Genomic DNA, 23,929 nt, shown 5'->3' on the forward strand with positions numbered 1-23,929 from the left:
GTTTTGGGGTGTTATAACCCCCAAAGTGGTGTTCAATAAGCTGTTAAATTTCTCAAGAGTACGTGGATGGATTCGAGTGTGAGTGACTTAAAAAATATTGAAAAACTGGTCTTTTCCTTTTTCTGTGACTCTTCAGATTTTAATGGAATTCCTTTGCGACAGGTTTCACAAGACTTGAACTTAGAATATGAAGAGTCAATTGACCACATAAAAGAGCTTGTAAAATCTGGAATTGTTTCAATTCAATCTAGCACCAATCCTCACATTATTGGTTTTCAGCATCATCCAGTTCAATCTCAATTAGAGATACTAGAACACGCAAAATCAATTAAAGTGGAGAAACAATCATTCGGTAACTTCGAACTAGCAGTAGAGACAACCGAATACCCTATTTGCTTATATCCAACTCCGGAATATGCAAAAAAAAATCGAGATATTGATAAGTATGGGTACGCAAAATATAGTATTGATTTGGCTCTATCTGAACCTCAAATGAGTTTTAGGTTTTTTGAAACAGACATCCTAGAGCGTTACTCGAATGAACCTCGTTTTGATTTCGAGTTTAAAGATTTTAGTGGTCAAATATCATGTAAATATGATGATGAAGGCAATCCAATACTTAGAGAAGAAGATCAAATATTTTTAAAATCATTTGGCCTAGGGTTTGATTCGTCAGACGCTAGGGTTGTAGCTGTTATGCTTTGTGATTTGGGCAAGCTTTCTTCTGAACATCAAGTTGCTTGGGGAGCTAAAGAAATACCCAAGACAGAATGCAAGGTACTAGATGATTATTATAATAACTTAATTTTAGGGCAGTGGATAACATCAAAATCTGTGTTCACTGCATTGATTGATGAAATCAATGCTATCTACAAAATTACTGAGTCAATTTTTGGTGTACCGCTCTTTCATAAAGAGCTAGATGGTGAGCACCGCCCTAAGAACTTCACATTTTTCTTTTCGCCTACGTCCAAAAATTATTACGACTTCATTAACCTTCTTGATAAATATCTATCAGAGAATATTAACAAGTCATTTTTTGAGAGTTCGCTAGAGCTAGAAGAGCTAAAACCCATTGGCGACAATATGGTGGAAAGAGTCCAAAAAGGAACGCTAAGACTCCTAGAGGAATGGGTGAATCAGTCTTTTAGATTTCCAGATGACTCTTTCCCCAAAAAAATGTTGAAGCCTTTAAAGAATGTGAGAAGAGAGCGACAAAAACCGGCTCATAAAGTCATTGAAAATGATTATGATCCTAAGTTTATTGATAAACAAAAGAAAATTGTTGAAGCGTGTTACATATCAATAGGTAGCTTAAGAAAAAATCTTCAAACTCACCCTAAAGCAAAAGACGTAGAGTTAGACGATAGGCCGGAACGAGATAATGTTAAGTACTTCTAGTCAGGAGCAGCCAAAATTTAACAAGCGCATGTTATCGGACTGGTTTTCCGCTGCGCTCCAACCCGACCGCAAATGCGGGCGTTTCATTTCACGAATAATCCGGAGACGTTGGTTCTAAATGAATATTACTGAGCACTTAGAGAAACTAAACAGCGATACACAAAAAGTTTTTATAGAAACGCTTAAAAAAAAGGCTGAATTAGGTAAGGCACACCATTTTTCTGCTTGTATTTAGGAATTAAAAAGGACAGTCGCTTAAAGTTGAATAATATAAACCACTGAACTAAGGTTAATCTATCACCATTAATTGAGAGGTTTAACAATTAAAAAGGACAGTCGCTTAAAGTTGAATAATATAAACCACTGAACTAAGGTTAATCTATAACCATTATTCAGAGGTTTTGTTATGACAACTGCCAGAAAACAACTCATTAGCTTAGTTGATACCCCTTATTATCATTGTATTTCTCGTTGTGTTCGCCGTGCCTTTTTATGTGGTGAAGATAAAAACACAGGGGAAAACTTTGAGCACAGGCGGGTCGGGTTGAGGATAAATTACTCAGCCTAAGTCAAGTGTTTGCTATTGATGTGTGCGCTTACGCAGTAATGAGTAATCATACCCACATGGTACTGTTTGTGGATGAAGCCACAGCAAAAGCTTGGTCAACAGTTGAAGTGCTTGAGAGCGGCATCAGTTATTTAAAGGTACCTTATTAACGCAAAAATATTGCCGAGGAGAAGAAATCCCTGAGTACCTTATGACTTCTTTACTTGAAACAGTAGATGTTTATCGCAATCGTTTGATGGATATCAGCCGGTTTATGCGCTTACTGAACCAAAGTATTGCAATACAAGCCAATCAAGAAGATAACTGTACAGGTCATTTTTGGGAAGGGCGCTTTAAATCCCAAGCGCTATTAGATGAAGCGGCACTTGCGGCTTGTATGGCCTATGTAGATTTAAACCCCGTTAGAGCTAACATTGCCATAACGCCTGAAACATCCGCACATACCAGTGTAAAAGAGCGAGTAGCACAAGCTAAAAAAGCTAAACAACCCAAATCATTACTACCATTTGTAGGAAACCCACGTAAAGCAATGCCAAAAGGCTTACCATTTGAGCTTAAAGATTACCTTGAATTAATTGAACTGACAGGTCGGTGTTTCCGTGAAGATAAAGCAGGCTATATTGTAGCAACTCAACCTGCTTTACTTAACCGCTTGAACATAAGTCCTGATAATTGGCTAACCTTAACAAAAGACTTTAGAAAGGTATTCCGTGGCGCGGTAGGTCATAGTGATGTGTTAACCGATTACTGTGAGCATAAAGGATTAAAGCGGCGAACCAATGTCAGTTGTTGTGATAAATTGTTAGCGTAACGACTTAACGTCTATCACTCCTCTTATCTTAAAACAAAACATCAAGCCTGATGTCCTTGGTGTGTCTAAAAAACCGAGTTTTCTACTGTATTTTACAAATTTGGTAAGTATTATTCGCATACAGGATTTATTAGCAATCATTTGGCTTATTTTGAGTGGCTATTTAACTTGTGTTATTGTTTTTTTCTGGTTTACTTTATAAGCGAGTGTCCTAGCTAATATTTATTTACACATGTAATATACGCCGTTTTGGGGTGTTATAACCCCCAAAGTGGTGTTCAATAAGCTGTTATATGCAATGCGCAGTATAGTGTGTGCATCATTATTTAGTATGTGTTAGCATTTAAATATCATCAGTAATAAAAGGAATTATCAATGAAAAGTGCCTTAATAGCCTTTTTTCTCTTCACTAGCATTTCATGCTCTGCATTAGATAACATCATATTTAGTGGGTATTCATTCCCTTTAAATAATAATTGGAAAACGATAAGGCTTCTAGAAGATGGTGCAGGAATTGCAATTAAGATCCCTGATGACCAATATCTAATAGTGCAACAATCTAATGAAAGTAAATCATTAGTGACATTAGAAGACGGCAGCTCTATTTCAATTGTTCAAATCCATCAAGACAAAATACATAAAGTAAATAAAAATAGTAAAAGTAAAATTTATCAGGGCATTTATGATAGTTTTTCTGAAACTAAAGAATTTCAATCTAGTAATATCAGCTTTTTTATTGAAAAAAAGCCAGATATACCTCAAACCCATGTCGCGTATATAGTCACACCATCTTTAATTAGTATTTCAACTACTATGTCAAAAGATAAATTTTTAAATTTTTTAAAATCAATCCAAATCAATTAACTAGGAAGTTATATGTCTAATGCAATTAATGCTCTTGATAAAGAAGATCAAGACAATTTACAATTTATCCTTCAAAAGATGTACCCTGAGAGTAAAAATTTTAAGGAACTTTTACCAACAGTAAAAACCTTAGAGCTCTATATGCAGGCAGTTAGCGCTAATAATTTCTGCAATAAGGCAATGACACAGCTCACAACCGAGTTGCTTTCGGCATCAGTTTCGCAAATATACAAAGGTCGATTAAAGCAAGTGGTTAAAAAAGTCCTTGAAGAAATCAAAGGGCATTATCAAAAGAACAACGTCAATTTTTTTATTTGTAATCAGGTTGTAAAGTATAAATATAAATCCCCTCTTGTTATTTCCCTTCACGGCTTTTATTAAAATTGCATATAAATCGGGTAGCCGGAGGTTTCTACCCTCCGGCCCCCCACACCACCCTGCATGCGGCTCCGCACAGGGCGGTTCATTAACCATGATGGATTTTGATCCAGATATCCCTAAGTGATACTAAACCCAAAATTAAAAAGGACAGAAAAATTAAAAAGGACAGTCGCTTAAAGTTGAATCTTCGTTATGTCAGTTAGCCATTAAACGCTCGTTTACGGCAAACACATATTGAGGCTCTCTTAGTGTGATCTCATCACTGCCTGCTTTTCCTTAATCCTTTTTGGTAGCAGGAGCACTAGACATTCATCGGTTAACCTTTTGCCGGCACTATATTATGTTTACAGCGATAAAGCAGTTAATTGACGTTAGTAAAAAAAGCGCTTTGATAGAATCTATCAAAGCGCTTTTTGGTATAAGCATAATTAATGCTTTAAGCTTAAGCTAAACAACTTAAGTTAACCGGACTTAAGGTAAATAGCTCTTACCCATCAAGAAAGTGTCTACTTCACGTGCACAGCGGCGACCTTCGTCAATTGCCCATACAATTAAGCTTTGACCACGACGACCGTCACCCGCAGCAAATACGCCTGGCTTGCTAGTGGCAAACTTGTCGTAATCAGCAGCAATGTTTGAACGGTTATCTTTTTCCAGTCCAAATTGTTCAACTAATCCACCCTCAGGACCCATAAAGCCCATGGCGATCAGGACGATATCGGCAGGCAATACTTTTTCACTGCCGGCGAACTTCTTGTGGGAACATTTGACCTTTGTCGTTTTTCTCCCAGGTAATATCAACGGTATGAACCGCTTTTACATTACCTTGTTCATCACCTTCAATTTTTTTGGTCATTACCAAGTATTGACGTGGATCTTGGCCTTGAATAGCAATGGCTTCTTTTTGACCGTAATCAACTAGCAAGCGTTTTGGCCATTGTGGCCAAGGATTAGTCGCTTCTTCACGTTTTTCAGGTGGACGAGGCATAATCTCTAATTGAATGGCGCTTGCACATTGATGACGTAAAGAAGTTCCAATACAGTCAGTACCCGTATCACCACCCCCAATCACAACAACATTTTTACCTGCGGCATTAATGAAATTGCCATCTTTATGCTCACTATCAAGTAAACTTTTGGTATTGGCTTTCAAAAAGTCCATAGCAAAATGAATACCGTTAAGTTCACGGCCTTCAACAGGTAAATCACGCGGTACAGTGGCACCAATACATAGCACTACAGCATCAAAGTCTTTTTCAAGTTGATCAACACTGATGTCTTTACCTACTTCGGTGTTGGTTACAAAAACGATGCCTTCATCAGCTAGCAGATCAACACGACGTTGCACTAATTCTTTTTGCAATTTCATGTTTGGAATGCCATACATTAATAATCCACCGATACGATCAGCGCGTTCATAAACAGTGACCATATGGCCCGCTTTATTTAATTGCGCAGCTGCCGCAAGACCCGCGGTCCTGAGCCAATAACAGCAACATTTTTACCTGTACGTGCTGAAGGTGGCTCTGCAACGACCCAACCCTCTTTAAAGGCGGTATCAATAATTTCTTTTTCGTGTAGTTTGATAGTAACAGGATCTGAATTAATACCTAATACACATGCACCTTCACAAGGCGCAGGACAAACTCGACCTGTAAACTCAGGGAAGTTATTGGTTTTATGCAATAACTCTACTGCGTCTTTCCGGCGACCGCGGTAAACTAAATCATTCCATTCAGGAATAATGTTATTTACCGGACAACCGCCCACAGCAGGAGCGAACTCTGACTTAGCTGATTGACAAAACGGTACACCACAATCCATACAACGAGAAGCTTGTTTTTCTACCGCTGCTTGTGGAATTTCTTCATATACTTCAAGCCAGTCAATTAAACGTTCACTTGCTTTACGTTCAGTTGGCAAGGCACGACCTACGTTGATAAACCCTGTTGGATTTCCCATAATATATTCTCCTTGCAGCTTAAGCTTTTGCGCTAGCTATGTTGTTTAAATGGATATCGAAAGCTTTGACGGCAATGTCATATTCTGATTCAAAATTGCCACTTGCGCGTACGTCATTCATGTAACCTTGCATTCGCTTGTAATCGACCGGCATTACTTTCACAAATTGTTTAACGTTGTTGTCCCAATCTTCTAATAATTCACTAGCAACGTCTGAGCCTGTTGCCTCAAAATGTTGAGTAATTAAGGCTTTTAATTCAGCACTTTCTGCTTCGGTTTCAACGGTTTCTAATGACACCATTTCCATGTTGCATTTAGGTGAAAAGTCTTTTTTCTTATCAAGAACATAAGCAACACCGCCAGACATACCTGCCGCAAAATTACGACCAGTACTACCTAATATAACTGCTTTACCGCCAGTCATGTATTCACAGCCGTGATCACCTACGCCTTCAACAACTGCGGTAGCGCCTGAGTTACGAACACAGAAACGCTCGCCTGCAACACCACGAATAAAGGCAGAACCAGAAGTTGCGCCAAAGAAAGCTACATTACCAATAAGGATGTTTTCATTTGCTAGAAATTTAGCTTGTTTGCTTGGGTAAACAACTAAGTTAGCGCCAGACAAACCTTTACCAAAGTAATCATTAGCATCACCTTCAAGCTCAAAACGTAAACCTTTAGCTGAGAAACAACCAAAACTTTGACCACTGAACCGTTAAACTTCACTTTAATGGTATTTTCAGTTAGACCTTCAGCGCCGTATTTTTTAGATATTTCGTTAGAAATCATCGCACCAACGGTTCTGTCGGTATTAATTACGTCGTATTCAAGTTCAACACTTTGCGATGAATCAAGCGCGGCTTGTGCATCTTTAATCATCTGACGATCAATAATATCGTGTATGAGATGTTTTTGCTCAATAGAACGATAAAGCGTCTCACCATCATCACTTTCTGCTTTGTGTAATAGTGGTGTTAAGTCAACACCTTTGTATTTCCAATGATCAACATTGCTACGTGGTTTTAAACATTGGGTTTGGCCAACCATTTCTTCAATGCTCTTAAAGCCAAGCTCTGCCATGATTTCACGTAGACCTTCAGCCATCATGGTGAAGAAGTTAACTAGAATGTCAGCACGACCTGTAAACTTATCACGTAAACCTTTATCTTGTGTGGCAATGCCAACAGGACAAGTATTTAAGTGACACTTACGCATCATGATACAACCTTCAACCACTAGTGCGGTTGTTGCCATACCATATTCTTCTGCACCTAATAAAGTCGCAATAGCTAAGTCGCGAGGCGTTTTAAGTTGGCCATCAGTTTGCACGGTAATGCGGCTACGTAACTTGTTACGTACTAAGGTTTGATGTGTTTCAGCTAGACCTAATTCCCATGGTAAGCCGGTATGTTTAATTGAACTTAGTGGAGAAGCACCAGTACCGCCATCATGGCCGCCTATTAATACAACATCAGCGTAGGCTTTAGCTACACCTGAGGCAATGGTACCTACACCTGCTTCTGACACTAATTTCACGTTAACACGTGCTTCACGGTTAGCATTTTTAAGGTCAAAAATAAGTTGTGATAAATCTTCTATAGAATAAATATCATGATGTGGAGGCGGTGAAATTAACCCTACACCTGGAGTTGAACCACGTGTTTTACCAATCCAAGCATCAACTTTGTCACCTGGTAATTGTCCGCCTTCGCCCGGTTTTGCACCTTGCGCCATTTTAATTTGTAATTCGTCAGCATTCGCTAAGTAATGACTGGTAACACCAAAGCGACCAGATGCAACTTGTTTAATACGCGAATTCATTGAATCGCCATTTTCTAATGGTGTAAAACGAATTGGATCTTCACCGCCTTCACCACTGTTACTCTTACCGCCAATACGGTTCATGGCAATGGCTAATGTTGTATGAGCTTCCCATGATATTGAGCCAAACGACATTGCGCCTGAGGCAAAACGTTTGAAAATATTTTCAATGGGTTCAACTTCACTGATATCTATGGCAGGGCGATCACTGTTTAAGTCGAGTAAACCACGTAACGTAAACGCTTCTTTAGATTGGTCATCAACCGTTTTAGTGTACTGTTTGAATTGATTTTTGTCGTTGCTTGCCGTTGAATGTTGCAGTAAACGAATAACCGTTGGGCTAAATAAATGACGTTCGCCATCATTGCGCCATGAGTATTCACCACCCGTAGGCAATAAGTTTTCAATAGCTATACGACTGGCTTCAGGGAAACCTTCACGATGACGTAAAACAGCTTCTTGAGCGATTTGATCTAGGCTTAAACCTTGGATACGACTAACCGTACCGGTAAAGTATTCATCAACAACATCAGAGTTAATACCTAAGGCTTCAAAAATTTGCGCGCCTAAGTATGATTGTAATGTTGAAATACCCATTTTAGAGAAGGTTTTCAATAAACCACTGCCAACGGCTTTGATGTATTTATCCGTTACTTGATCATTCGTTAATTTGTTATCTAATACACCTTCGTCACGCAAAGCAAACATACTTTCTAATGCTAGGTATGGGTTTACTGCCGCAGCGCCGTAGCCAATAACAGTTGCAAAGTGATGTGTTTCACGAACATCAGCAGATTCTAAAATAATATCAGCATAAGAACGTAATTTTTCACGGATTAAATAATGATGTACCGCAGCGGTTGCTAGTACTGAAGGAATAGCAACGTGATCACTGTCAACTTCACGGTCACTTAATATTAATAGTGCATAGCCATCTTCGACGGCATTTTTCGCATATAAACAAATACGATCAAGGGCTTTTTTAAGTGCGCCGCCTTCGCCAGTTGCTTTAAAAGTAATACTGATGGTTTTTGATTGTAAATGGTCGTTATCAATGTGTTGAAGTTTACGTAATTGCTCGTTGGTGAGCACAGGTTGGTCAATTTCAACTTTATGACAATGCGCCGCAGTTTCTTCAAGCAAATTAAGAGACTTACCGATATAACCACGCAATGACATTACTAATTCCTCACGAATTGGATCAATTGGTGGGTTAGTTACTTGCGCAAATAATTGCTTAAAATAATGTGAGAGCTGTTGTGGACGATGCGACAATACGGCTAATGGTGTATCGGTACCCATGGCGCCTAATGGCTCTTTTGCTGTACCCACCATACCCGCAAGTATCAGGTTAAGGTCTTCATTAGTATAACCAAACGCTTTTTGTATTTTGCGTAGCTCTGTTAACGGTGGTTGTGCAATTGAAGCCGTTGGTACGGGTAATTGATCCAATTCTATTTTATTTTTTGCGACCCATTGACCGTAAGGTTGTGCAGAGCTAACTTGCTTTTTAACTTCATCATCACTGATGATACGACCTTGCTTTAAATCAGCAATAAAGATTTTGCCTGGTTGAAGGCGACCTTTTTCAACAACAGTTGATTGGTCAACACACAATGTGCCCGTTTCTGAGCCCATAACCAAGGTGCCATCTTCCGTTAATAAATAACGAGAAGGGCGTAAACCGTTACGATCGAGTGTTGCACCGATAACATTACCATCAGAAAAAGATAATGAAGCAGGACCGTCCCACGGCTCCATAATACAGGCATAGTATTCGTAAAAGGCGCGTTTGGTAGCATCCATATTAGTTTGCGTTTGCCATGCTTCTGGCACCATCATCATCATCACTTGCGCTAATGAACGGCCACTAAGCACTAACAACTCTATTGCCATATCAAGGTTGGCAGAATCAGAGTTATCCTTGTTACAAATGGGGTTTAACATTTTTAATTCAGCATCGCTAAAATTAACTGACTTAAATAACGCTTCACGTGCGTTCATCCAATTAATGTTGCCACGTACGGTATTAATTTCTCCGTTATGGGCAATATATCTAAATGGTTGCGCACGACGCCACGCGGAAAAGTGTTCGTTGAGAAACGAGAATGGAACATCGCCATACCAGAGATAGTACGTTCGTCTTGCAGATCAAGGTAATATTGACGCACTTGCTCGGTGGTAAATTGTCCTTTATAAACTAATTTAGTTGATGACATTGAGGTAACATAAAATTCGTCACGCTCTTTGGCAATGGTGGCATTAATTTTATGAGAGGTATATTTACGCAGTACAAAAAGCTTGCGTTCAAACTCTTGTGCGTTTAATTCTCTTGGTTTGGCAATAAATACCTGTTCAATATTGGGTTCGCTGTCAAATGAAGCAGCACCTAGCATTGAATTATCACCAGGTACGTTTCTATAACCTATTAAAGTTAACCCAAGTTCAGTGATATTTTGGTTTAAAATATCACGGCACGCTTCACCTTGCACTTCATCGCGCGGAAAGAAAATCATGCCTACGCCGTAATTACCTGCATCGGGTAGGTTAAACCCTAATTTTGCCGTTTCTTGGCTTAAAAAATCGTGTGGGATTTGAATAAGAATACCGTAAAGACCGTCACCACTTTTGACGTCAAAACCGGTACCACCACGATGTTCCATGCAGCTTAGCATGGTAAGTGCATTTTCAATAATATCGTGAGATTTTTTACCCTTTAGGTTGGCGACAAAGCCAATACCACAACTATCATGTTCAAATTCGGCGCGATAAAGGCCTTGTGATTTTTTGCTCATATCATTCATCGGTTATTCCTATTTCATCAACTATTTTTATTAGCTACAGTGTGTTTGCTAATTTAAGCTGTATATTTTTAATGCCCCAACTGTACGATGCTGATCCTTCAGAATATTACTTATAGCTTCTCGAGCATTAAACACCAAGCTTCTACTGAGCCTTTTATGAGGTGATATGCTATTAATGAAAATCATTATTTAAAGCGGTCGGCAAAATTACCCGTAAAAGGGGATTTAGTCAATGCTTTTATGAATATATATGCAGATTATTTGAATATATACAGCGATAAATAATTATTAAAAATGCTTAAATTAAATGCTAGATAAGCACTAAATGTTTCATTACTATCTAAAAATGGGTAAAAAGGAGCTAAAAAAAGCCACAACATAACTGAAGAGGCTTTTATAAAATCATAAGTTACAAGTGAGTTTATTGATACTCTGTGCTTTTATGGTTGATAACCACCAAAGAACACCTTTGGTTGTTATGCTAACCGCATCATGAGCGTGTAAAGACTCAAGGTGGTTTATTTTTAGCCAAAAGTCATCATATTCTTGGGCTTGATTCATGCTGTATTGTAATCGACGCGCAGCATCTTCACAAAACATTAGATTTTGTCCATTTAAACGGGCAAATTCTTGCTCATCTTCACGTTTAACGGCTGCTTGTACCGGCGTTTGTAAAGCACCTTCAATTAAATCAACTAAGTCCGTAATAGGAAAGTCACTGATATCATTGTTAAGTTTTACCTTTATCTCAGCAACAGAGCGTTGAGAATGAGGTGTTGCAACAATCCCTTCTGTTGTGCCAAGCCATTCATGAACTTTGTTTAAATCAAAGTTTTCAGCGTTGCTATCTTTTTGAAAGGTTTGCTGAAATGCTTTTTGAATTAGTTGTCGCGCTAGGGCGGCAGAACAAGGACAAGTGGACGAATAACGTATATCAATAGACATTTCTATTGCCAGTTCACCTTGATTCAAATGACCAGTTAGCGTGATAGGATATGCTTTCCACCCTTCTTTACCGCTAATGAGTGATTTTCTACGTAAGTGATATTCAAAGTTAAAGGTTACTTTGGCTTGATCACTTAAATCATTATGACTGCTAATAAAACCATCAAGCAAAGTCACTAAGCTGTGATAATTTAATATGTTGCTTGTTGATAATTCATCTAGGAGTAAGTAAAGGCGTGACATATGAATGCCTTTTGCTTGAGCTTCCTTTAGGTTTACAAACGCATTAACATGAGCTGAAACCATACGCTCAGTTTCACCTTTTGAGGCGACCATTATTGGCATTTCAATATTGCTCATACCAACCCAATCAAGTGTCCCTTCGGTTTGTGCAGTGGTGTGGTTGGCAATATCAGGCATCGTTGTCGGCATTATGACTCCGCTTTTAAGCTATAGGTACTTAACAAAGGCTGCGCGATGATAGCTAATTAACCGCACAACAAGTAAATTCAAGGTCGCGTATTCTATCTTATTTTTTATCCCCATACTACTTCAATATTTTACAGCGTTTATGCGGGCGCATCGTGAGAAAATTTTAACCTCACACGTCAATAGGGTAGTGCTTTTCTCAGGAGGAGGATTTTTCTTGTAGTTGTCAGGCAGTTGTCCCGTCAATATTTATCTTTGTTTTTTTTGATAGTTCAGTAAAATAATTAGTCTTTAAATGATTTGTAAGGGTTAATGATGAAACGTGTTGTTTTATATATTTCAGATAAATGTCCTCATTGTCGTGAAGCTCAAAAATACTTAGATGATAATGGTATTAAATACAGATTAACCAATGCCAAAATGCAGCGCGGTAGAAAAGAGCTTGATGCTATAGGGGCTCGCTCTGTACCGACTTTAAAAATTGGTAATGAAGTCATGATTGGCGGAATTTAGCAAATTTTAAGAAACTCTATGGCACAGGTTAAGCATCAAAGTATCATTTTATCGGCAGCTAAGCATTTGTTACGCGCATAATTTGATTGCTAACATCAATTAAATGACCTGTTTTAAGCCAAATTTTAGCGCCTTCTTTACCTGCTTTAGCGTTAATTTCGCCATTTACTGGCACGCGTAACCGCCTATCTTTGGGTTAACATATCAGTCTGTTCAGTTAGTGAACCTGATAACACAAATAGCTCTGCACCATTTGTTACAGTAAGTGTTATCTCTGCTTCAGGTTTAAAGTGCAATATACTCACCTCTTCAATAGTATCTTTATACAAAGGGGTAATATGTATTCCCTTAAAGTTTCCCGGTGAAACACTGCCCATAAAATTTGTTTGTAACCGAACGTGTGTTCTATCATCGGGTTGAAATTGCCATAACTTTACTAACATAGTACAACCAGTATCTGAACTTGGTTGGTGCTTCGACTGTGGTGGGTTTCTTATATAAGATCCCGCAGGAAAGTTACCATGTTCGTCTTGAAATACACCATCAAGCACAATAAATTCTTCGCCACCAGTGTGAACATGAGGTGAAAATTTACTGCCAGGTGCATATCGTACTATGGTTGTTGCACGTGCAACTTCAGCACCTACTCTATCAAGTGGTTTTCTATGTACCCCTGGCATGGGTGATTCAATCCATTCAAGGGTGTCGCTATGCACAACAATGCGTTGACTAAAATCGGCCGCAATTTTCATTTTTGGTTCCTCAATCAGGTGAATAAAAGAGGCTGACAAACTATCAACCTTTTTAATGTTTTTATATTAACGATTAAGTCATATGGAAGAAACAAAGTTTATTGCCATCTAAGTCATAAACATATGAACCGTAGAAGAAATCAAAACGTTGCCCAGGTTCGCCTGCATCAGTAGCACCTAATTCAATTGCTTTACTGTAAAGCGCTTGTGCACCTTCAATCGATCCACCAGGAATTGCAACTTGTTGACCATTTCCACAACTTTGTTCTTCATTGTTATGGGGCGTACATACAGCTAACATTGCACCACCTGTCTCTGTACCATAAAATTTAATTCTATCCATTTCCATTACTCTTTTACCTCCAACTAGAGTAAGTAAAGCATCGTAAAAAGAAACCGCATTGTCTAGGTTTTTTGAACCGATAGTAGTGTATCCAATCATTATTAGTACCTTAATTTTATCAAATGAATTTTGAAATATATCCATAGGTTTTAATTGAGTGACCTGAGTAATATATTTGTTTTCGAACGAACGAATATTAAACTACCTATCAGTAGGTAGTCAATGGGTTTGTTTGAATTGCTTTTGCGTAATAATTTAAAAAACACAGATATAATATAGATAAACAATGATTTTTTATTGTCGTTCACAATGAAAAATTGAAACTAGGGTAGGAGAGGTAAACAAGTATTTATGTGTTATTCAATGTTTTTTTGTGATGCTGTATCGCGTTATTATCTTGATGGTTCTAATGAAATTCGGGTAATTAATGGGTTTTTACTAAAAGTGATATGCCTTGTAATGGGCTATCTAGTGTTAGATAATTGCCCGTCCAGTATAGGATTATGATCATGAGCAAAAAAGAAGAACTGTTAAAAGTCGCTGAAAATAAAGTACGTAAAGGCGGTTATAACAATTTCAGTTTTAGAGAAATTGCCAACGAAGTTGGAATTAAAAGTGCTAGTGTGCATTATCACTTTCCGACTAAAGCTGATTTAGGCGCTGAGTTAGCACATCAATATACTGACGCTTTTTTAGCGGCATTAGGTGATGTAGACGACATTAAAGCAAGAGGCGAAAATCCAATTGATATTTATACAAAAATTTTCAAAGGTGCTTTGTTGACTGACGATAAAATGTGTTTATGTGGGTTATTAGGTGCTCAAAATGAAAGTTTGCCAGAGAAAGTTCAAGTTGAAGTAAAGCGATTTTTTGTTAAAAATTTAGCATGGTTAAATGCGGCACATACTGCTAATGGTGAAGTTAATCCTTCGCATTCTGCAATAACCACGGTTAGCATACTTGAAGGTGCAATGATGATTAGCAAAGCATTGAATGACCATAGTTACTTTACTCTTGCTACTCAAAAGTGACATCTATAATTATTTATCATGGTTATCTGGGGTACAGTATTTAGTCTTTGTTCGTTTTTATGTAGATAAGGGCTTACGCAAACAGTAGTAGGTATATTTTACACTATTAAACAAATTTCGGGTTGATCCAACACTAAATTCTTTATGTCTACGATTCTCCCAACAACACTATATTTTTTGGATGAAAGTACGTTATTTGAACAATGTTTCTACGTTGGTATACCCCTTCTTACCAGTGGTGTTAACGTCATTAATTTGGTGCTATAGAGAAAAATTGTTAAACTGCATTGGAAATAATGACTTAATCAATTTAGGGTCATGTATAGGTTAGGTGTATATAGGTCATTTTATGAATGAAAGTAATGAGTTGATAGAGTTAGATGTTGATCTTCTTAATGAGTATGCCCAAAGTTTAGGTTATCCCATTGTTAAGAAAATGTTTTCTTTGTATGAACAACAAGTAGTGATTTACTTGAAAGATATAGAAGAGTCTCTGCATACCGGTAATGTGCAATTATGGCAAGCACGTTGTCATAAAATGAAGGGAGCCGCGGGTAGTGTTGGTTTGAAGGCTTTATATACTCGATTGAAAAATATGGAAAAAACAAATGAAAATAAGAATGGTAGAGCACAACAATTAGCAGATCTTAATATGCATAATAAACAAGCTATGGCTGAATTTACTCATTGGCTAGCAAGTTTATAATGCGTTATTGTTTAAGTTAAATCATCTAATTAATCAGATTGCCCAACAAAACGATAACCTTCACCGTGTATTGTATTGATTAACTCTGGCGTACTAACATCTGATTCAAAATGTTTACGTAGTCGTCTAATAGTGACATCAACTGTTCTATCATTGCTACGTAAATCACGTCCTGTCATTTCTTTAATAAGAGCTTGTCTGGAAACAATATTGCCTTGATTTTTAATGAGTAAGCGTAATGCGCGATATTCACCTCGGGGGATTGCAATAACATTTCCGCTTGGACTTGTCATTTCTCGAGAATTTCCATTTAATGTCCGGCCATTAAAGTTAACAATAGCTTGAATTGATTCTCTTTCATTTTCGGTATTATTTTTACCAATTCGACTCAATATGTTTCGAGCTCTGATGGTTAATTCTCTCGGATTAAATGGCTTGGTTAAATAATCATCGGCACCAATTTCAAGTCCTAATATTTTATCTATATCACTATCACGACCAGTGAGAAATATTAGGCCTAAGTTTTTGTTCCTAGCAAGTTCTCTACCAAGTAATAGTCCATTTTTTCCTGGGAGGTTAATATCCATTATAACGAGATTTATTTCATGCTGACTAAGCATTGTAGCCATTGTTTCACCATCAGTTGCTTCAACAACTTTATAACCTTCAGCTTCAAATAAGTTACGTAGGTTAAAACGGGTGACATCTTCATCTTCTACAATAAGGACTTGGTAATTATCCATGCTATTTCCGTAAGTTATTGTTATTTTTTAGCAAAAAAATGCGTTATTCATTTTAGTTATAGTGTTAAATCATGGCGTCAATTAATTTAACATCCTATTAACCATGGTAACTAAGTATGGATTAAATAACAATTACATTACCTAATATTTAGTGGGTTTTAATGGTTATAGTTTATTGTTCTGAAATGAGTAAAGCAGGAAAAGTGATATTAAATGTTGTGCCTACCCCCACGCTACTGTCAAAGTCTATATGCCCATTTAAGGCTTGTGTAACAATATTATAGACCAGATGAAGCCCTAAACCGCTGCCACCACTGCCGCGTTTTGTTGTGGTAAAAGGCTCGAAAACTTTTGTTTTAATACTCTCACTTATACCGTTTCCATTGTCCTTATAAGAAAAATGTAATTGGTCACTTAAATAAATAACATTAATTTCTATTACACCATCAGGTCTATTCTCAAAACCATGAATAATAGAGTTTAAGATAAGGTTTAGCAGTATCTGGTTAAGTGGTCCTGGTTTACTTTCTACAACAAGGTTTTCAGCACAGTCTATATTAAGGTCAATATGCAGTTTGTTGAGTTTTCCTTTTAGCGTAATGGATACTTCTTCAATTAATTCTTTTACATTAAACACTCGGGTGTCAACACTTGACTGATCAACCGCTACTTTTTTAAAGCCGGAAATTAACTTAGCAGCGCGTTCTAGGTTTCGGTAAATAATACCTATATTCTCTTCACCTTGATTTAAGAATTTTTTTAATTGACTTGATTTTAACGACTTATCTTCAAAAGCTTGTTTAATTTCGATGAGGCGATCACTTAATAAGGACGATGCGGTAACGCCTAATCCTATTGGTGTGTTTACTTCATGAGCAATGCCTGCAACCATGTCGCCTAACGATGCCATTTTTTCAGTTTCAACTAGTTGCCCTTGAAATTGGTGGAGCTTCTCTAAGGTTGAAAGTAATTCTTGATTTGACTCTTTTAACGCATCCGTTCTTGTTTGGACTTTTACTTCTAAATTTTTATTTTCAAGCAGAATTTGTTGGTGTTTTTCATCTGCTTTATTGAGTTGCCTGGCCGTTTTATTTAATAAAAAGGTGATGTTTTGCGCTAACACATCAAATTCAAGAATGGACAACGGCTTTATCGTATGATGGTAGTTTTTGCTGTGGGATACTGCTTGTACTGATTCTGTTATGGTTGTAATTGATTGATTTATTTTCTTTTTAATAATGATAGTTAAAAGTAAAAACAGTGTTAAACCCAATAATAGTAATAATACTGCATCAAAGGTTAGTTCTCGTTTAAAATCTTCAATGTGTTTTGTACTCACTTGAATGTATAAATAACCCTGTGTTATTTCATCTTGTGCTATTTTTACCACTAATTCCAAATGATCATTTTGGTATCTGAATGATGATAACGTTTGTATTTGCTCTATCTTATCCGGTATTGAAGGAAAATAGATATTTTTATTATACCCAGTAAAGTATGTAATCTGTTCGTCGTCATTTTTTTTATAAACATGCACGTAATTGATGTCGGTTGGCGCGACTAATTTTTTTAGTTCAGCATTAAGCGCATTGTTCTCGTTTTCAACTAAATAGCTAAGGCTTAATTGTGCTAATGTGTTAGCCCATGCTTGGGTATTCCTCTCAATGCTTGACTGTTCTTGTGTTTCAGCAATATAGACAGTACTGACTAAAATGAGCGTTAATACAATAAAAGCAACCCCTAGAATTGAGCCAAATAAGAATTTGTGATTAGACATTACTTTAATTTTTTTATTCATAATGTCACCATCGCTGAAAAAAATAAATATATCAAGTTCGGCACTCTATTTAATTTAATTGGCTGTGATAAATAGTAAAACCTTGTGTATTTATCAGGGGCTTAGTTTTACCAATGTGCTGCTGCATTATTGGCAAATATTTTAAAAAACTATTGGCGACAATAGTGATATTTGCACGGGCGTGCATGTGTTTGTGAATACCCTTTAAAAAGTCTTCTGTTGCCTGATAACTTGTGTTTGTTCCCTGATGAAACGGAGGGTTAGATACAATGTGTTGATATTGTCCTTTAACCATAGATAAACTATTAGAAGGAAAAACAGTACCTGATAAGTTATTTAGGGTAAGTGTTTCTTCTGCTGACTTTATTGCTAGAGCGCTAACATCAAGTAAAGATAAATGAGTGTCAGGATGTTTTTTCCCAATAAAACAGCTGATTACGACACCACAGCCAAAATCTAATACTTTACCTTTCATAACCTCTGGTAAGTTATTTAATAGTAAAGCGGTGCCAATATCGAGTTTTTTTGGCTGAAAACACCGGGTAGAGACGCTATAGTGAGTTCAATATTATTTATATTGATTTGGTAGTATTTAAACCAGTCACTTAGCGTAAACGGTTTATTGAGTTTGTCAGAATTCACAATACCAAGCAAATATAAGGCAATGGCGTGCCGCATCAATTTTCTGGCAGTGCTGTAAAAAGTCGGCGGTAAGTTTAGGGCTAGATTGTACGCCGCCTTTTTTCTCTCCCACGAGTATAACTTTAGCATCTTCAAGTAAGTAAGGAGCGATCATCGCGAGCGTGAAAGCAAGCTCATCTTTGCTTTTAGGGAAGTTGATGATCACTACATCGTGTTTTAGATCACTTTTATATTCGCTGTTAAACTGTGTAGCCACTCGCGAACCATACTTGTTATTAATGGCAAGGTGGTCAATATAATTGGTGTTATAGCAGTTAATCTCTGCGTTTGGGTTTTCAGCTAAATAACTGTTGATGAAATCATCAGCCATTAAGTTGATGAATAGTGGGGTGTTGGCAGATAATAGCTCACTATTACGTAATAATATTTGGCTGATGTTTGACGTTGGCATGAATAGGCATGGTAGTGAATATGATAGAAGATAGTATTCTACTTAATAACCCGTTGAATTCAACTTTTAGCGGTGCTCAATATTGACAAAAAAGTGTTTAAAGTGTTTTAATAGCCGCGTCCCTAATTCTAACTTTATGGTTTTTTATTCCGTGAAGTTATATATCCGCTCCACTTGAAGATGCAGGATTCAGCTAGAATTAGAAACGCCTTTAGACAAGACATTGATTGCAGGGAATGGTCACTCCCTTCTCAAAATCAATAACGTAGCATAAAGCGTTTCTAAACCGGCCTTCCTGAAACGAGCATCTTTAAGTGGAACGGATATAGAGGGGCCAGAAGAGGAGCGTTAACCAGGTAATTATCATTGTGTTATTTTTAACACACAAAGATCAAACTTTGCTAATGATAATGAGGGGGATTAACGCCGAGATAAACGTTTTTTTGATGAAACCTTTATCGGTTGTTTGGGCTGAATCCCGACAACTGTCACTGATATTGACTTGCCAAGGGTAGGTTATAATTGAGTGGAGAGCTTCTGGCCTTTGCATAAAAGCCAGTAAACGTCCTGTTTGCAAAAAATACTCCGGTATTTTATTTGGCTCTTAGTAAATGCCGTTAAGTTCTCCGAACTAATTTGTATTGCGTTCAGCGCAGTGCAATCATTAATGAGTTCGAGAGCAATGAAAAATACATCATCTATTAACATAAATTCTCAAGGTAATGGCAGCCAAGGTCGTATCGCACACAGTATTGAGAAATTTCCGCTATGGACCGCGTTAGTCACCCCTTTTCTTGAAAATAATCACATTGATTTTACTAGTTTAAAAACCATTGCCACAGCGCAAGCTAAAGCGGGTAATGGTTTATTGTTACTTGGTAGTACCGGTGAAGGTTTGGCGTTAACCCATGCTGAGCAGTTAAGTATCGTTGAGTTTGTTTGTGGTTTATCCCTTGAAGTACCAATTATGGTAGCAGTAGGAGGATATAATTTACCAGAACAAATCAGTTGGGTTGAACGTTGTAATAAGCTAAATATTGACTGTTTTCTACTGGGAAGTCCCCTTTATGCAAAGCCCGGTGTTGTTGGTCAAACACAGTGGTTTGAAGCGTTATTAGATGCAGCTAAATTTCCTTGCATGCTTTACAACGTACCTTCTCGAAGTGGCGTTGAAATTCCTGTAGAAACAGTACAAAACTTACAAAATCACCCTAATTGTTGGGCGATGAAAGAGGCGAGTGGAGATCTAACTAAGTTTTTGAATTACCGTCAATCATGCCCGTCTATTGAGTTATATAGTGGTGAAGATGCTATGTTGCCCTATTTAGTGCCGGCAGGCGTGAAAGGTTTAGTGTCTGTGTGCGCTAATGCTTGGCCACAAGCTACTCAAACCTACGTACAGTTATGTTTATCGGGTCAAACGGAAAGTATGTTTCCGCTTTGGAATAATGCAGTAGCGTCGCTTTTTTGCGTTGCTAATCCCATTCCCGTGAAAGTGTTAATGCAACAACAACAAAATATTCAAACGCCCATATTACGTGCACCACTGACCCACTTGGAGTTATCTAATAACAGCGAGTTATTAGATTTTGATAAACAAATTAATCAATGGTTAGCACAAGTTAGCCAGTCTTCTTTTATAAATACAGTTGAAAATAGGAATATCGCATGAACTGGCAAGATGTTATAGCACAGTTAGAAACAGGCGCATTACGTGCAGCAAATCAAGATGAGAATGGAAATTGGCATGCTAATGTCGAAGTAAAACAAGGTATATTAGCGGCATTTAAAGCAGGAAAAAACATAAGTTTTACCGATAATTATCAAGGTTTTGTTGATAAAGACAATTTGCCGGCTCGTCAATTTTCACCAGAAGATGGTGTGCGTTTAGTCCCTGGTGGCTCTTCTGTTCGTGCAGGCGCTTATGTAGCTGAAGGCGTTATTATCATGCCGCCGGCCTTATATTAATGTTGGTGCATATGTAGATAGCGGTACTATGGTGGATAGCCATGCCTTGATTGGTTCATGTGCTCAAGTAGGCCGCAAAGTCCATGTGTCTGCCGCGGTGCAAATTGGTGGTGTGTTAGAGCCTATTGGTGCTAGCCCTGTTATTATCGAAGATAACGCCTTTTTAAGTGCAGGCGTTGTAATAGTTGAAGGTATTGTAGTGAAGAAGGGCGCTGTATTAGCCCCAGGCGTTACGTTATCTAAATCCGTACCAGTATATGATTGTGTTAATGAAGTGATGCGTGAAAAAGGCGCTGAAATTCCTGAAAATGCTATTGTAGTACCGGGTACGCGACCTGTAAAAGGTGAATGGGCTAAAGCACAGGGCTTGAATATGGCCTGTGCTTTGATTGTTAAATATCGTGACGAACAAAGTGACGCGGCACTCGAATTAGAGTCAATTTTGAGATAAGCATTATGACTAAACCCGCTTGGTTCGACCCCACGATTGAATATGCATTATTAGCGCATCAATCGCCAGAAGATGAACAAGGTTATTTTGTTTATCAACTTGATGCCTTAAAGCAGCACTTAGCTAAATTACAGCAGCAAGATGTGATTAAGTTATGGTTTGCCGTAAAAGCTAATCCCTTATCAAAAATTATTCAAACCTTTGATAGTCAAGGCTTCAATTTTGATGTAGCCGGCTCAGGTGAGTTAGCACAAGTATTAGCACAAGGAATTAGTCCGAATAGGATTCTTAACACTGGGCCTGCTAAATCTAAAAAACAACTTGCGGCCTTTTTAAAACAAGGCGTTGCTACGTTTGTTGTAGAAAGTTTAAACCAATTAATCTGGCTTAATGAAATTGTTCAGGATGAAAACTTTAAAAAGCCAACGGTGTTATTGCGAGTGCAATTACAGTGGCCTGACGGTGAAAAAAACCCGCTAGGGGGTAACAGTTTAACGCCTTTTGGTTTGTCAGTACGAGAATGGCAAAGTGTGCGGGTAAGTGATTATCCGGCCTTGAATATTTGTGGATTACATATTTTTCAATGGGGCAATATGCTCAGTAATGAAAAAATGTATTCATTATGGGAGCAAATGGTTGCACCCTTAATAAAACTCGCTACGCATATAGGCATGGATTTAAAAATTCTTGACCTAGGCGGTGGCTTGGGTATTGACTATGTTGGGGAAGGAAACACATTAGTGTGGCAACAAATTATCCGCGATTTAGCGGATATAAAAGCCCAAGCAGGGGTTGATGAACTTTGGTTAGAGTTAGGACGTTTTGCGGTAGCAGAGTGTGGCTATTATGTTGTGCCTGTGGTTGACAGAAAAATAAATTATGGCCAAGAACAATTAGTATTGGCAGCAGGTATTAACCATATTATTCGTCCGGCTATTACCGACCAACCCTTTCCAGTCACTTTGCTTCGTCAGTCGGAGCAAGTTGAACAATACTTTGATATTCATGGTCCGTTATGTACTAGCATGGATAAATTAGGGCAACTACCTTTACCAGAAGATGTTCAGGTAGGAGATGAATTAGTCTTTGGTTACTGTGGTGCCTATGGGTTTACTGAAAGCATGCCATTCTTTTTGTGCCATCAACTGGCAGCAGAATATGTTATGCAAAAGGGCGAATTGGTTGAAATTAGAGCCGCTAAACCTGCAAGTACCTATCTTGCGTAAATCTACTTTATGTAAAGTAGATTAGCTTTTGTTTGAGAGATAAAAGATGAAAGAAAATATGAATACCTTCAAAGCCAATACGTTCAAAAAAAGTATTATCCATATGGGGGAAATGGCCAGTGGTGCCAAACTGACAGTACCTGTTTATTCTTTTGAGGTTGAACCAACAGATCAAGGTGCTAGTTTTGAGAATAAAGTACCTAATGTTTATATTCAAGCCAATATGCATGGCGCTGAAGTGCAAGGTAATGCGGTAATTTTTCAGTTACTTGAGTTATTAAAAAACTGTGATATTCAAAGTAATATAACGCTAGTGCCTTATGCTAACCCTGTTGCTTGCAATCATAAAAATGGTGAATATACATTAGGCCGATTTGACCCTATTACAGGGGTTAATTGGAACCGAATGTATCACTTTGACGAAATGGTTATCGCACCTTTTGCAGAGCGCAATATTGATGCTTCGGATGCTGAAATTCAAGCAAAATTTCAAGAATTATTGTTGGCGCAAATTGAACAAAAACTCGACCATAATATTTGGGGGTTAACCACAGGGCAGCGTATTGCTTATCAGCTGCAACGTATGGCGCATCAAGCCGATTTAGTGCTTGATTTACACACAGGGCCAATCGCGAGTAAACATTTATATTGCCCTGAGTATGCTAAAGCAAGCGCAAGTTATTTTGATATACCTCATACGTTATTAATTCCTAACGATTTTGGTGGCGCGATGGATGAGTCAACATTTTGTCCATGGTGGAGTTTACAAGAAGCGTATCAAAAATTGGGTAGAAATTTTGTGATGGGTAAAGGTATCTTCGCGAAAGAAAGTTTCACAGTTGAGCTAGGCTCTCAGGAGCAAATTGATTTAGCAGTAGCACACCAAGATGCCTTAAGTATTTTAAGTTATTTACAATATAAAGGGGTTATTGCTCAAAAGAATGATAACTCAACTCCCTTGCAAAATGGACAATCTAACGGTTATTTTCCGCAAGAAATGACACGCTACGCTTGTTACTTAGATGATTACAAAGCCTTGTATTCGCCAATGGGAGGGATGGTGGATTACTTAGCCGAATTTGGCAAGCCATTGCCGGGGGAGCCATTGGCTCGCATTTTACGGATGGATAATTATGGTGATGGTGATCCATTACATAATGTCTGTTTAGATAGAACCGTGATACCAATTTTGCATTTTGCATCGGCTAGTGTAAACCAAGGAACAGAGCTCTATAAAGTTTTTTGCAACTACTTTGAGCTTTAACCAGTATTTAAATAATATTTAACTATTGATAGTGAAATAAGGATGAGAACGC

At 37.8% G+C, this 23,929-nt stretch carries 16 protein-coding genes, 6 pseudogenes and 1 riboswitch; of the genes and pseudogenes, 11 read left to right on the top strand and 11 right to left on the bottom strand.

Annotated elements, in window-relative coordinates:
- Window positions 1-78: 78 nt before the first annotated feature.
- The 4 genes and pseudogenes from L3081_RS06360 to L3081_RS06375 all read left to right on the top strand — a co-directional run bounded on the left by L3081_RS06360 (window position 79) and on the right by L3081_RS06375 (window position 4,025).
- Window positions 79-1,401, top strand: a complete 1,323-nt coding sequence (locus L3081_RS06360) for a hypothetical protein (protein ID WP_242284275.1) — start codon at window positions 79-81, stop codon at window positions 1,399-1,401.
- 406 nt (window positions 1,402-1,807) lie between these two features.
- Window positions 1,808-2,780 (top strand): annotated as a pseudogene (locus L3081_RS06365) (transposase).
- A 375-nt stretch (window positions 2,781-3,155) separates the two neighbouring features.
- Window positions 3,156-3,644: a hypothetical protein gene (locus L3081_RS06370; RefSeq protein WP_242284277.1), complete on the top strand. Its 489-nt coding sequence runs from the start codon at window positions 3,156-3,158 to the stop codon at window positions 3,642-3,644.
- A gap of 12 nt (window positions 3,645-3,656) precedes the next feature.
- On the top strand, window positions 3,657-4,025 hold the full coding sequence (locus tag L3081_RS06375; RefSeq protein ID WP_242284279.1) for a hypothetical protein: 369 nt from the start codon (window positions 3,657-3,659) through the stop codon (window positions 4,023-4,025).
- Between the two features lie 471 nt (window positions 4,026-4,496).
- On the opposite strand, the gene L3081_RS06380 is transcribed toward L3081_RS06375, so the two are convergent.
- The 5 genes and pseudogenes from L3081_RS06380 to folE2 all read right to left on the bottom strand — a co-directional run bounded on the left by L3081_RS06380 (window position 4,497) and on the right by folE2 (window position 11,992).
- Window positions 4,497-4,754 carry an FAD-dependent oxidoreductase gene (locus L3081_RS06380; protein WP_242284281.1) on the bottom strand — a complete coding sequence of 86 codons (258 nt, stop codon included), beginning with the start codon at window positions 4,752-4,754 and terminating at the stop codon, window positions 4,497-4,499.
- A gap of 7 nt (window positions 4,755-4,761) precedes the next feature.
- Window positions 4,762-5,460, bottom strand: a pseudogene (locus L3081_RS06385) (FAD-dependent oxidoreductase); the annotation flags it as partial.
- Window positions 5,461-5,471: 11 nt separating this feature from the next.
- Window positions 5,472-5,987: a hypothetical protein gene (locus L3081_RS06390; RefSeq protein ID WP_242284283.1), complete on the bottom strand. Its 516-nt coding sequence runs from the start codon at window positions 5,985-5,987 to the stop codon at window positions 5,472-5,474.
- Between the two features lie 19 nt (window positions 5,988-6,006).
- Window positions 6,007-10,615: pseudogene (gltB, locus tag L3081_RS06400) on the bottom strand (glutamate synthase large subunit).
- Window positions 10,616-11,017: 402 nt separating this feature from the next.
- A complete protein-coding gene (gene folE2, locus L3081_RS06410; RefSeq protein WP_338027143.1) occupies window positions 11,018-11,992 on the bottom strand; it encodes a GTP cyclohydrolase FolE2 in 975 nt (324 codons plus the stop codon).
- Window positions 11,993-12,301: 309 nt separating this feature from the next.
- Here folE2 and L3081_RS06415 point away from each other — a divergent pair, with 309 nt between their 5' ends.
- Window positions 12,302-12,502 (top strand): glutaredoxin family protein, encoded by a 201-nt coding sequence (locus L3081_RS06415; RefSeq protein WP_242284287.1) that lies wholly within the window; start codon window positions 12,302-12,304, stop codon window positions 12,500-12,502.
- A 58-nt stretch (window positions 12,503-12,560) separates the two neighbouring features.
- On the opposite strand, the pseudogene L3081_RS06420 reads toward L3081_RS06415, so the two are convergent.
- Both L3081_RS06420 and L3081_RS06425 read right to left on the bottom strand, forming a co-directional pair.
- Window positions 12,561-13,254: pseudogene (locus tag L3081_RS06420) on the bottom strand (cupin domain-containing protein).
- A gap of 73 nt (window positions 13,255-13,327) precedes the next feature.
- Complete coding sequence (locus L3081_RS06425; protein WP_242284288.1) at window positions 13,328-13,696, bottom strand: VOC family protein; 369 nt, start codon at window positions 13,694-13,696, stop codon at window positions 13,328-13,330.
- A 410-nt stretch (window positions 13,697-14,106) separates the two neighbouring features.
- On the opposite strand from L3081_RS06425, the gene L3081_RS06430 reads away from it, so the two are divergent.
- Together L3081_RS06430 and L3081_RS06435 are read left to right on the top strand one after the other, a co-directional pair.
- Window positions 14,107-14,628: a TetR/AcrR family transcriptional regulator gene (locus tag L3081_RS06430; RefSeq protein WP_242284290.1), complete on the top strand. Its 522-nt coding sequence runs from the start codon at window positions 14,107-14,109 to the stop codon at window positions 14,626-14,628.
- Window positions 14,629-14,977: 349 nt separating this feature from the next.
- Window positions 14,978-15,334 (top strand): Hpt domain-containing protein, encoded by a 357-nt coding sequence (locus L3081_RS06435; protein ID WP_242284291.1) that lies wholly within the window; start codon window positions 14,978-14,980, stop codon window positions 15,332-15,334.
- A 29-nt stretch (window positions 15,335-15,363) separates the two neighbouring features.
- On the opposite strand, the gene arcA is transcribed toward L3081_RS06435, so the two are convergent.
- From arcA to L3081_RS06455, 4 genes and pseudogenes are all read right to left on the bottom strand, one after another.
- Window positions 15,364-16,077: a two-component system response regulator ArcA gene (gene arcA, locus L3081_RS06440; RefSeq protein WP_242284293.1), complete on the bottom strand. Its 714-nt coding sequence runs from the start codon at window positions 16,075-16,077 to the stop codon at window positions 15,364-15,366.
- Window positions 16,078-16,249: 172 nt separating this feature from the next.
- Window positions 16,250-17,875 (bottom strand): sensor histidine kinase, encoded by a 1,626-nt coding sequence (locus L3081_RS06445; RefSeq protein ID WP_242284294.1) that lies wholly within the window; start codon window positions 17,873-17,875, stop codon window positions 16,250-16,252.
- Between the two features lie 49 nt (window positions 17,876-17,924).
- A pseudogene (locus tag L3081_RS06450) lies at window positions 17,925-18,398 on the bottom strand (class I SAM-dependent methyltransferase); the annotation flags it as partial.
- Window positions 18,399-18,506: 108 nt separating this feature from the next.
- On the bottom strand, window positions 18,507-18,968 hold the full coding sequence (locus L3081_RS06455; protein ID WP_242284298.1) for a hypothetical protein: 462 nt from the start codon (window positions 18,966-18,968) through the stop codon (window positions 18,507-18,509).
- A gap of 330 nt (window positions 18,969-19,298) precedes the next feature.
- A riboswitch (Lysine riboswitch) is annotated at window positions 19,299-19,513 on the top strand.
- A 122-nt stretch (window positions 19,514-19,635) separates the two neighbouring features.
- Between L3081_RS06455 and dapA the strand changes: the two genes are divergently transcribed.
- The 4 genes and pseudogenes from dapA to L3081_RS06475 all read left to right on the top strand — a co-directional run bounded on the left by dapA (window position 19,636) and on the right by L3081_RS06475 (window position 23,877).
- Window positions 19,636-20,640: a 4-hydroxy-tetrahydrodipicolinate synthase gene (gene dapA / locus L3081_RS06460; protein WP_420839701.1), complete on the top strand. Its 1,005-nt coding sequence runs from the start codon at window positions 19,636-19,638 to the stop codon at window positions 20,638-20,640.
- Window positions 20,637-21,387, top strand: a pseudogene (locus L3081_RS06465) (2,3,4,5-tetrahydropyridine-2,6-dicarboxylate N-succinyltransferase). Before dapA ends, L3081_RS06465 begins: the two are co-directional and overlap by 4 nt.
- A gap of 5 nt (window positions 21,388-21,392) precedes the next feature.
- Window positions 21,393-22,613 carry a PLP-dependent decarboxylase gene (locus tag L3081_RS06470; RefSeq protein WP_242284300.1) on the top strand — a complete coding sequence of 407 codons (1,221 nt, stop codon included), beginning with the start codon at window positions 21,393-21,395 and terminating at the stop codon, window positions 22,611-22,613.
- A gap of 58 nt (window positions 22,614-22,671) precedes the next feature.
- Window positions 22,672-23,877, top strand: a complete 1,206-nt coding sequence (locus L3081_RS06475; RefSeq protein WP_242284302.1) for a succinylglutamate desuccinylase/aspartoacylase family protein — start codon at window positions 22,672-22,674, stop codon at window positions 23,875-23,877.
- Window positions 23,878-23,929: the final 52 nt, after the last annotated feature.

The sequence above is a fragment of the Colwellia maritima genome (assembly GCF_022669015.1).
In the GTDB taxonomy this organism is placed as follows: Bacteria; Pseudomonadota; Gammaproteobacteria; order Enterobacterales; family Alteromonadaceae; genus Colwellia; species Colwellia maritima.

Coding starts and splice junctions, on each gene's coding strand:
- L3081_RS06370 (WP_242284277.1), top strand. CDS start 3,156: ATGAAAAGTGCCTTAATAGCCTTTTTTCTCTTCACTAGCATTTCATGC.
- L3081_RS06375 (WP_242284279.1), top strand. CDS start 3,657: ATGTCTAATGCAATTAATGCTCTTGATAAAGAAGATCAAGACAATTTA.
- L3081_RS06390 (WP_242284283.1), bottom strand. CDS start 5,987: ATGGGAAATCCAACAGGGTTTATCAACGTAGGTCGTGCCTTGCCAACT.
- folE2 (WP_338027143.1), bottom strand. CDS start 11,992: ATGCCGACAACGATGCCTGATATTGCCAACCACACCACTGCACAAACC.
- L3081_RS06415 (WP_242284287.1), top strand. CDS start 12,302: ATGATGAAACGTGTTGTTTTATATATTTCAGATAAATGTCCTCATTGT.
- L3081_RS06425 (WP_242284288.1), bottom strand. CDS start 13,696: ATGATTGGATACACTACTATCGGTTCAAAAAACCTAGACAATGCGGTT.
- L3081_RS06430 (WP_242284290.1), top strand. CDS start 14,107: ATGAGCAAAAAAGAAGAACTGTTAAAAGTCGCTGAAAATAAAGTACGT.
- L3081_RS06435 (WP_242284291.1), top strand. CDS start 14,978: ATGAATGAAAGTAATGAGTTGATAGAGTTAGATGTTGATCTTCTTAAT.
- arcA (WP_242284293.1), bottom strand. CDS start 16,077: ATGGATAATTACCAAGTCCTTATTGTAGAAGATGAAGATGTCACCCGT.
- L3081_RS06445 (WP_242284294.1), bottom strand. CDS start 17,875: ATGAATAAAAAAATTAAAGTAATGTCTAATCACAAATTCTTATTTGGC.
- L3081_RS06455 (WP_242284298.1), bottom strand. CDS start 18,968: ATGCCAACGTCAAACATCAGCCAAATATTATTACGTAATAGTGAGCTA.
- dapA (WP_420839701.1), top strand. CDS start 19,636: ATGAGTTCGAGAGCAATGAAAAATACATCATCTATTAACATAAATTCT.
- L3081_RS06470 (WP_242284300.1), top strand. CDS start 21,393: ATGACTAAACCCGCTTGGTTCGACCCCACGATTGAATATGCATTATTA.
- L3081_RS06475 (WP_242284302.1), top strand. CDS start 22,672: ATGAATACCTTCAAAGCCAATACGTTCAAAAAAAGTATTATCCATATG.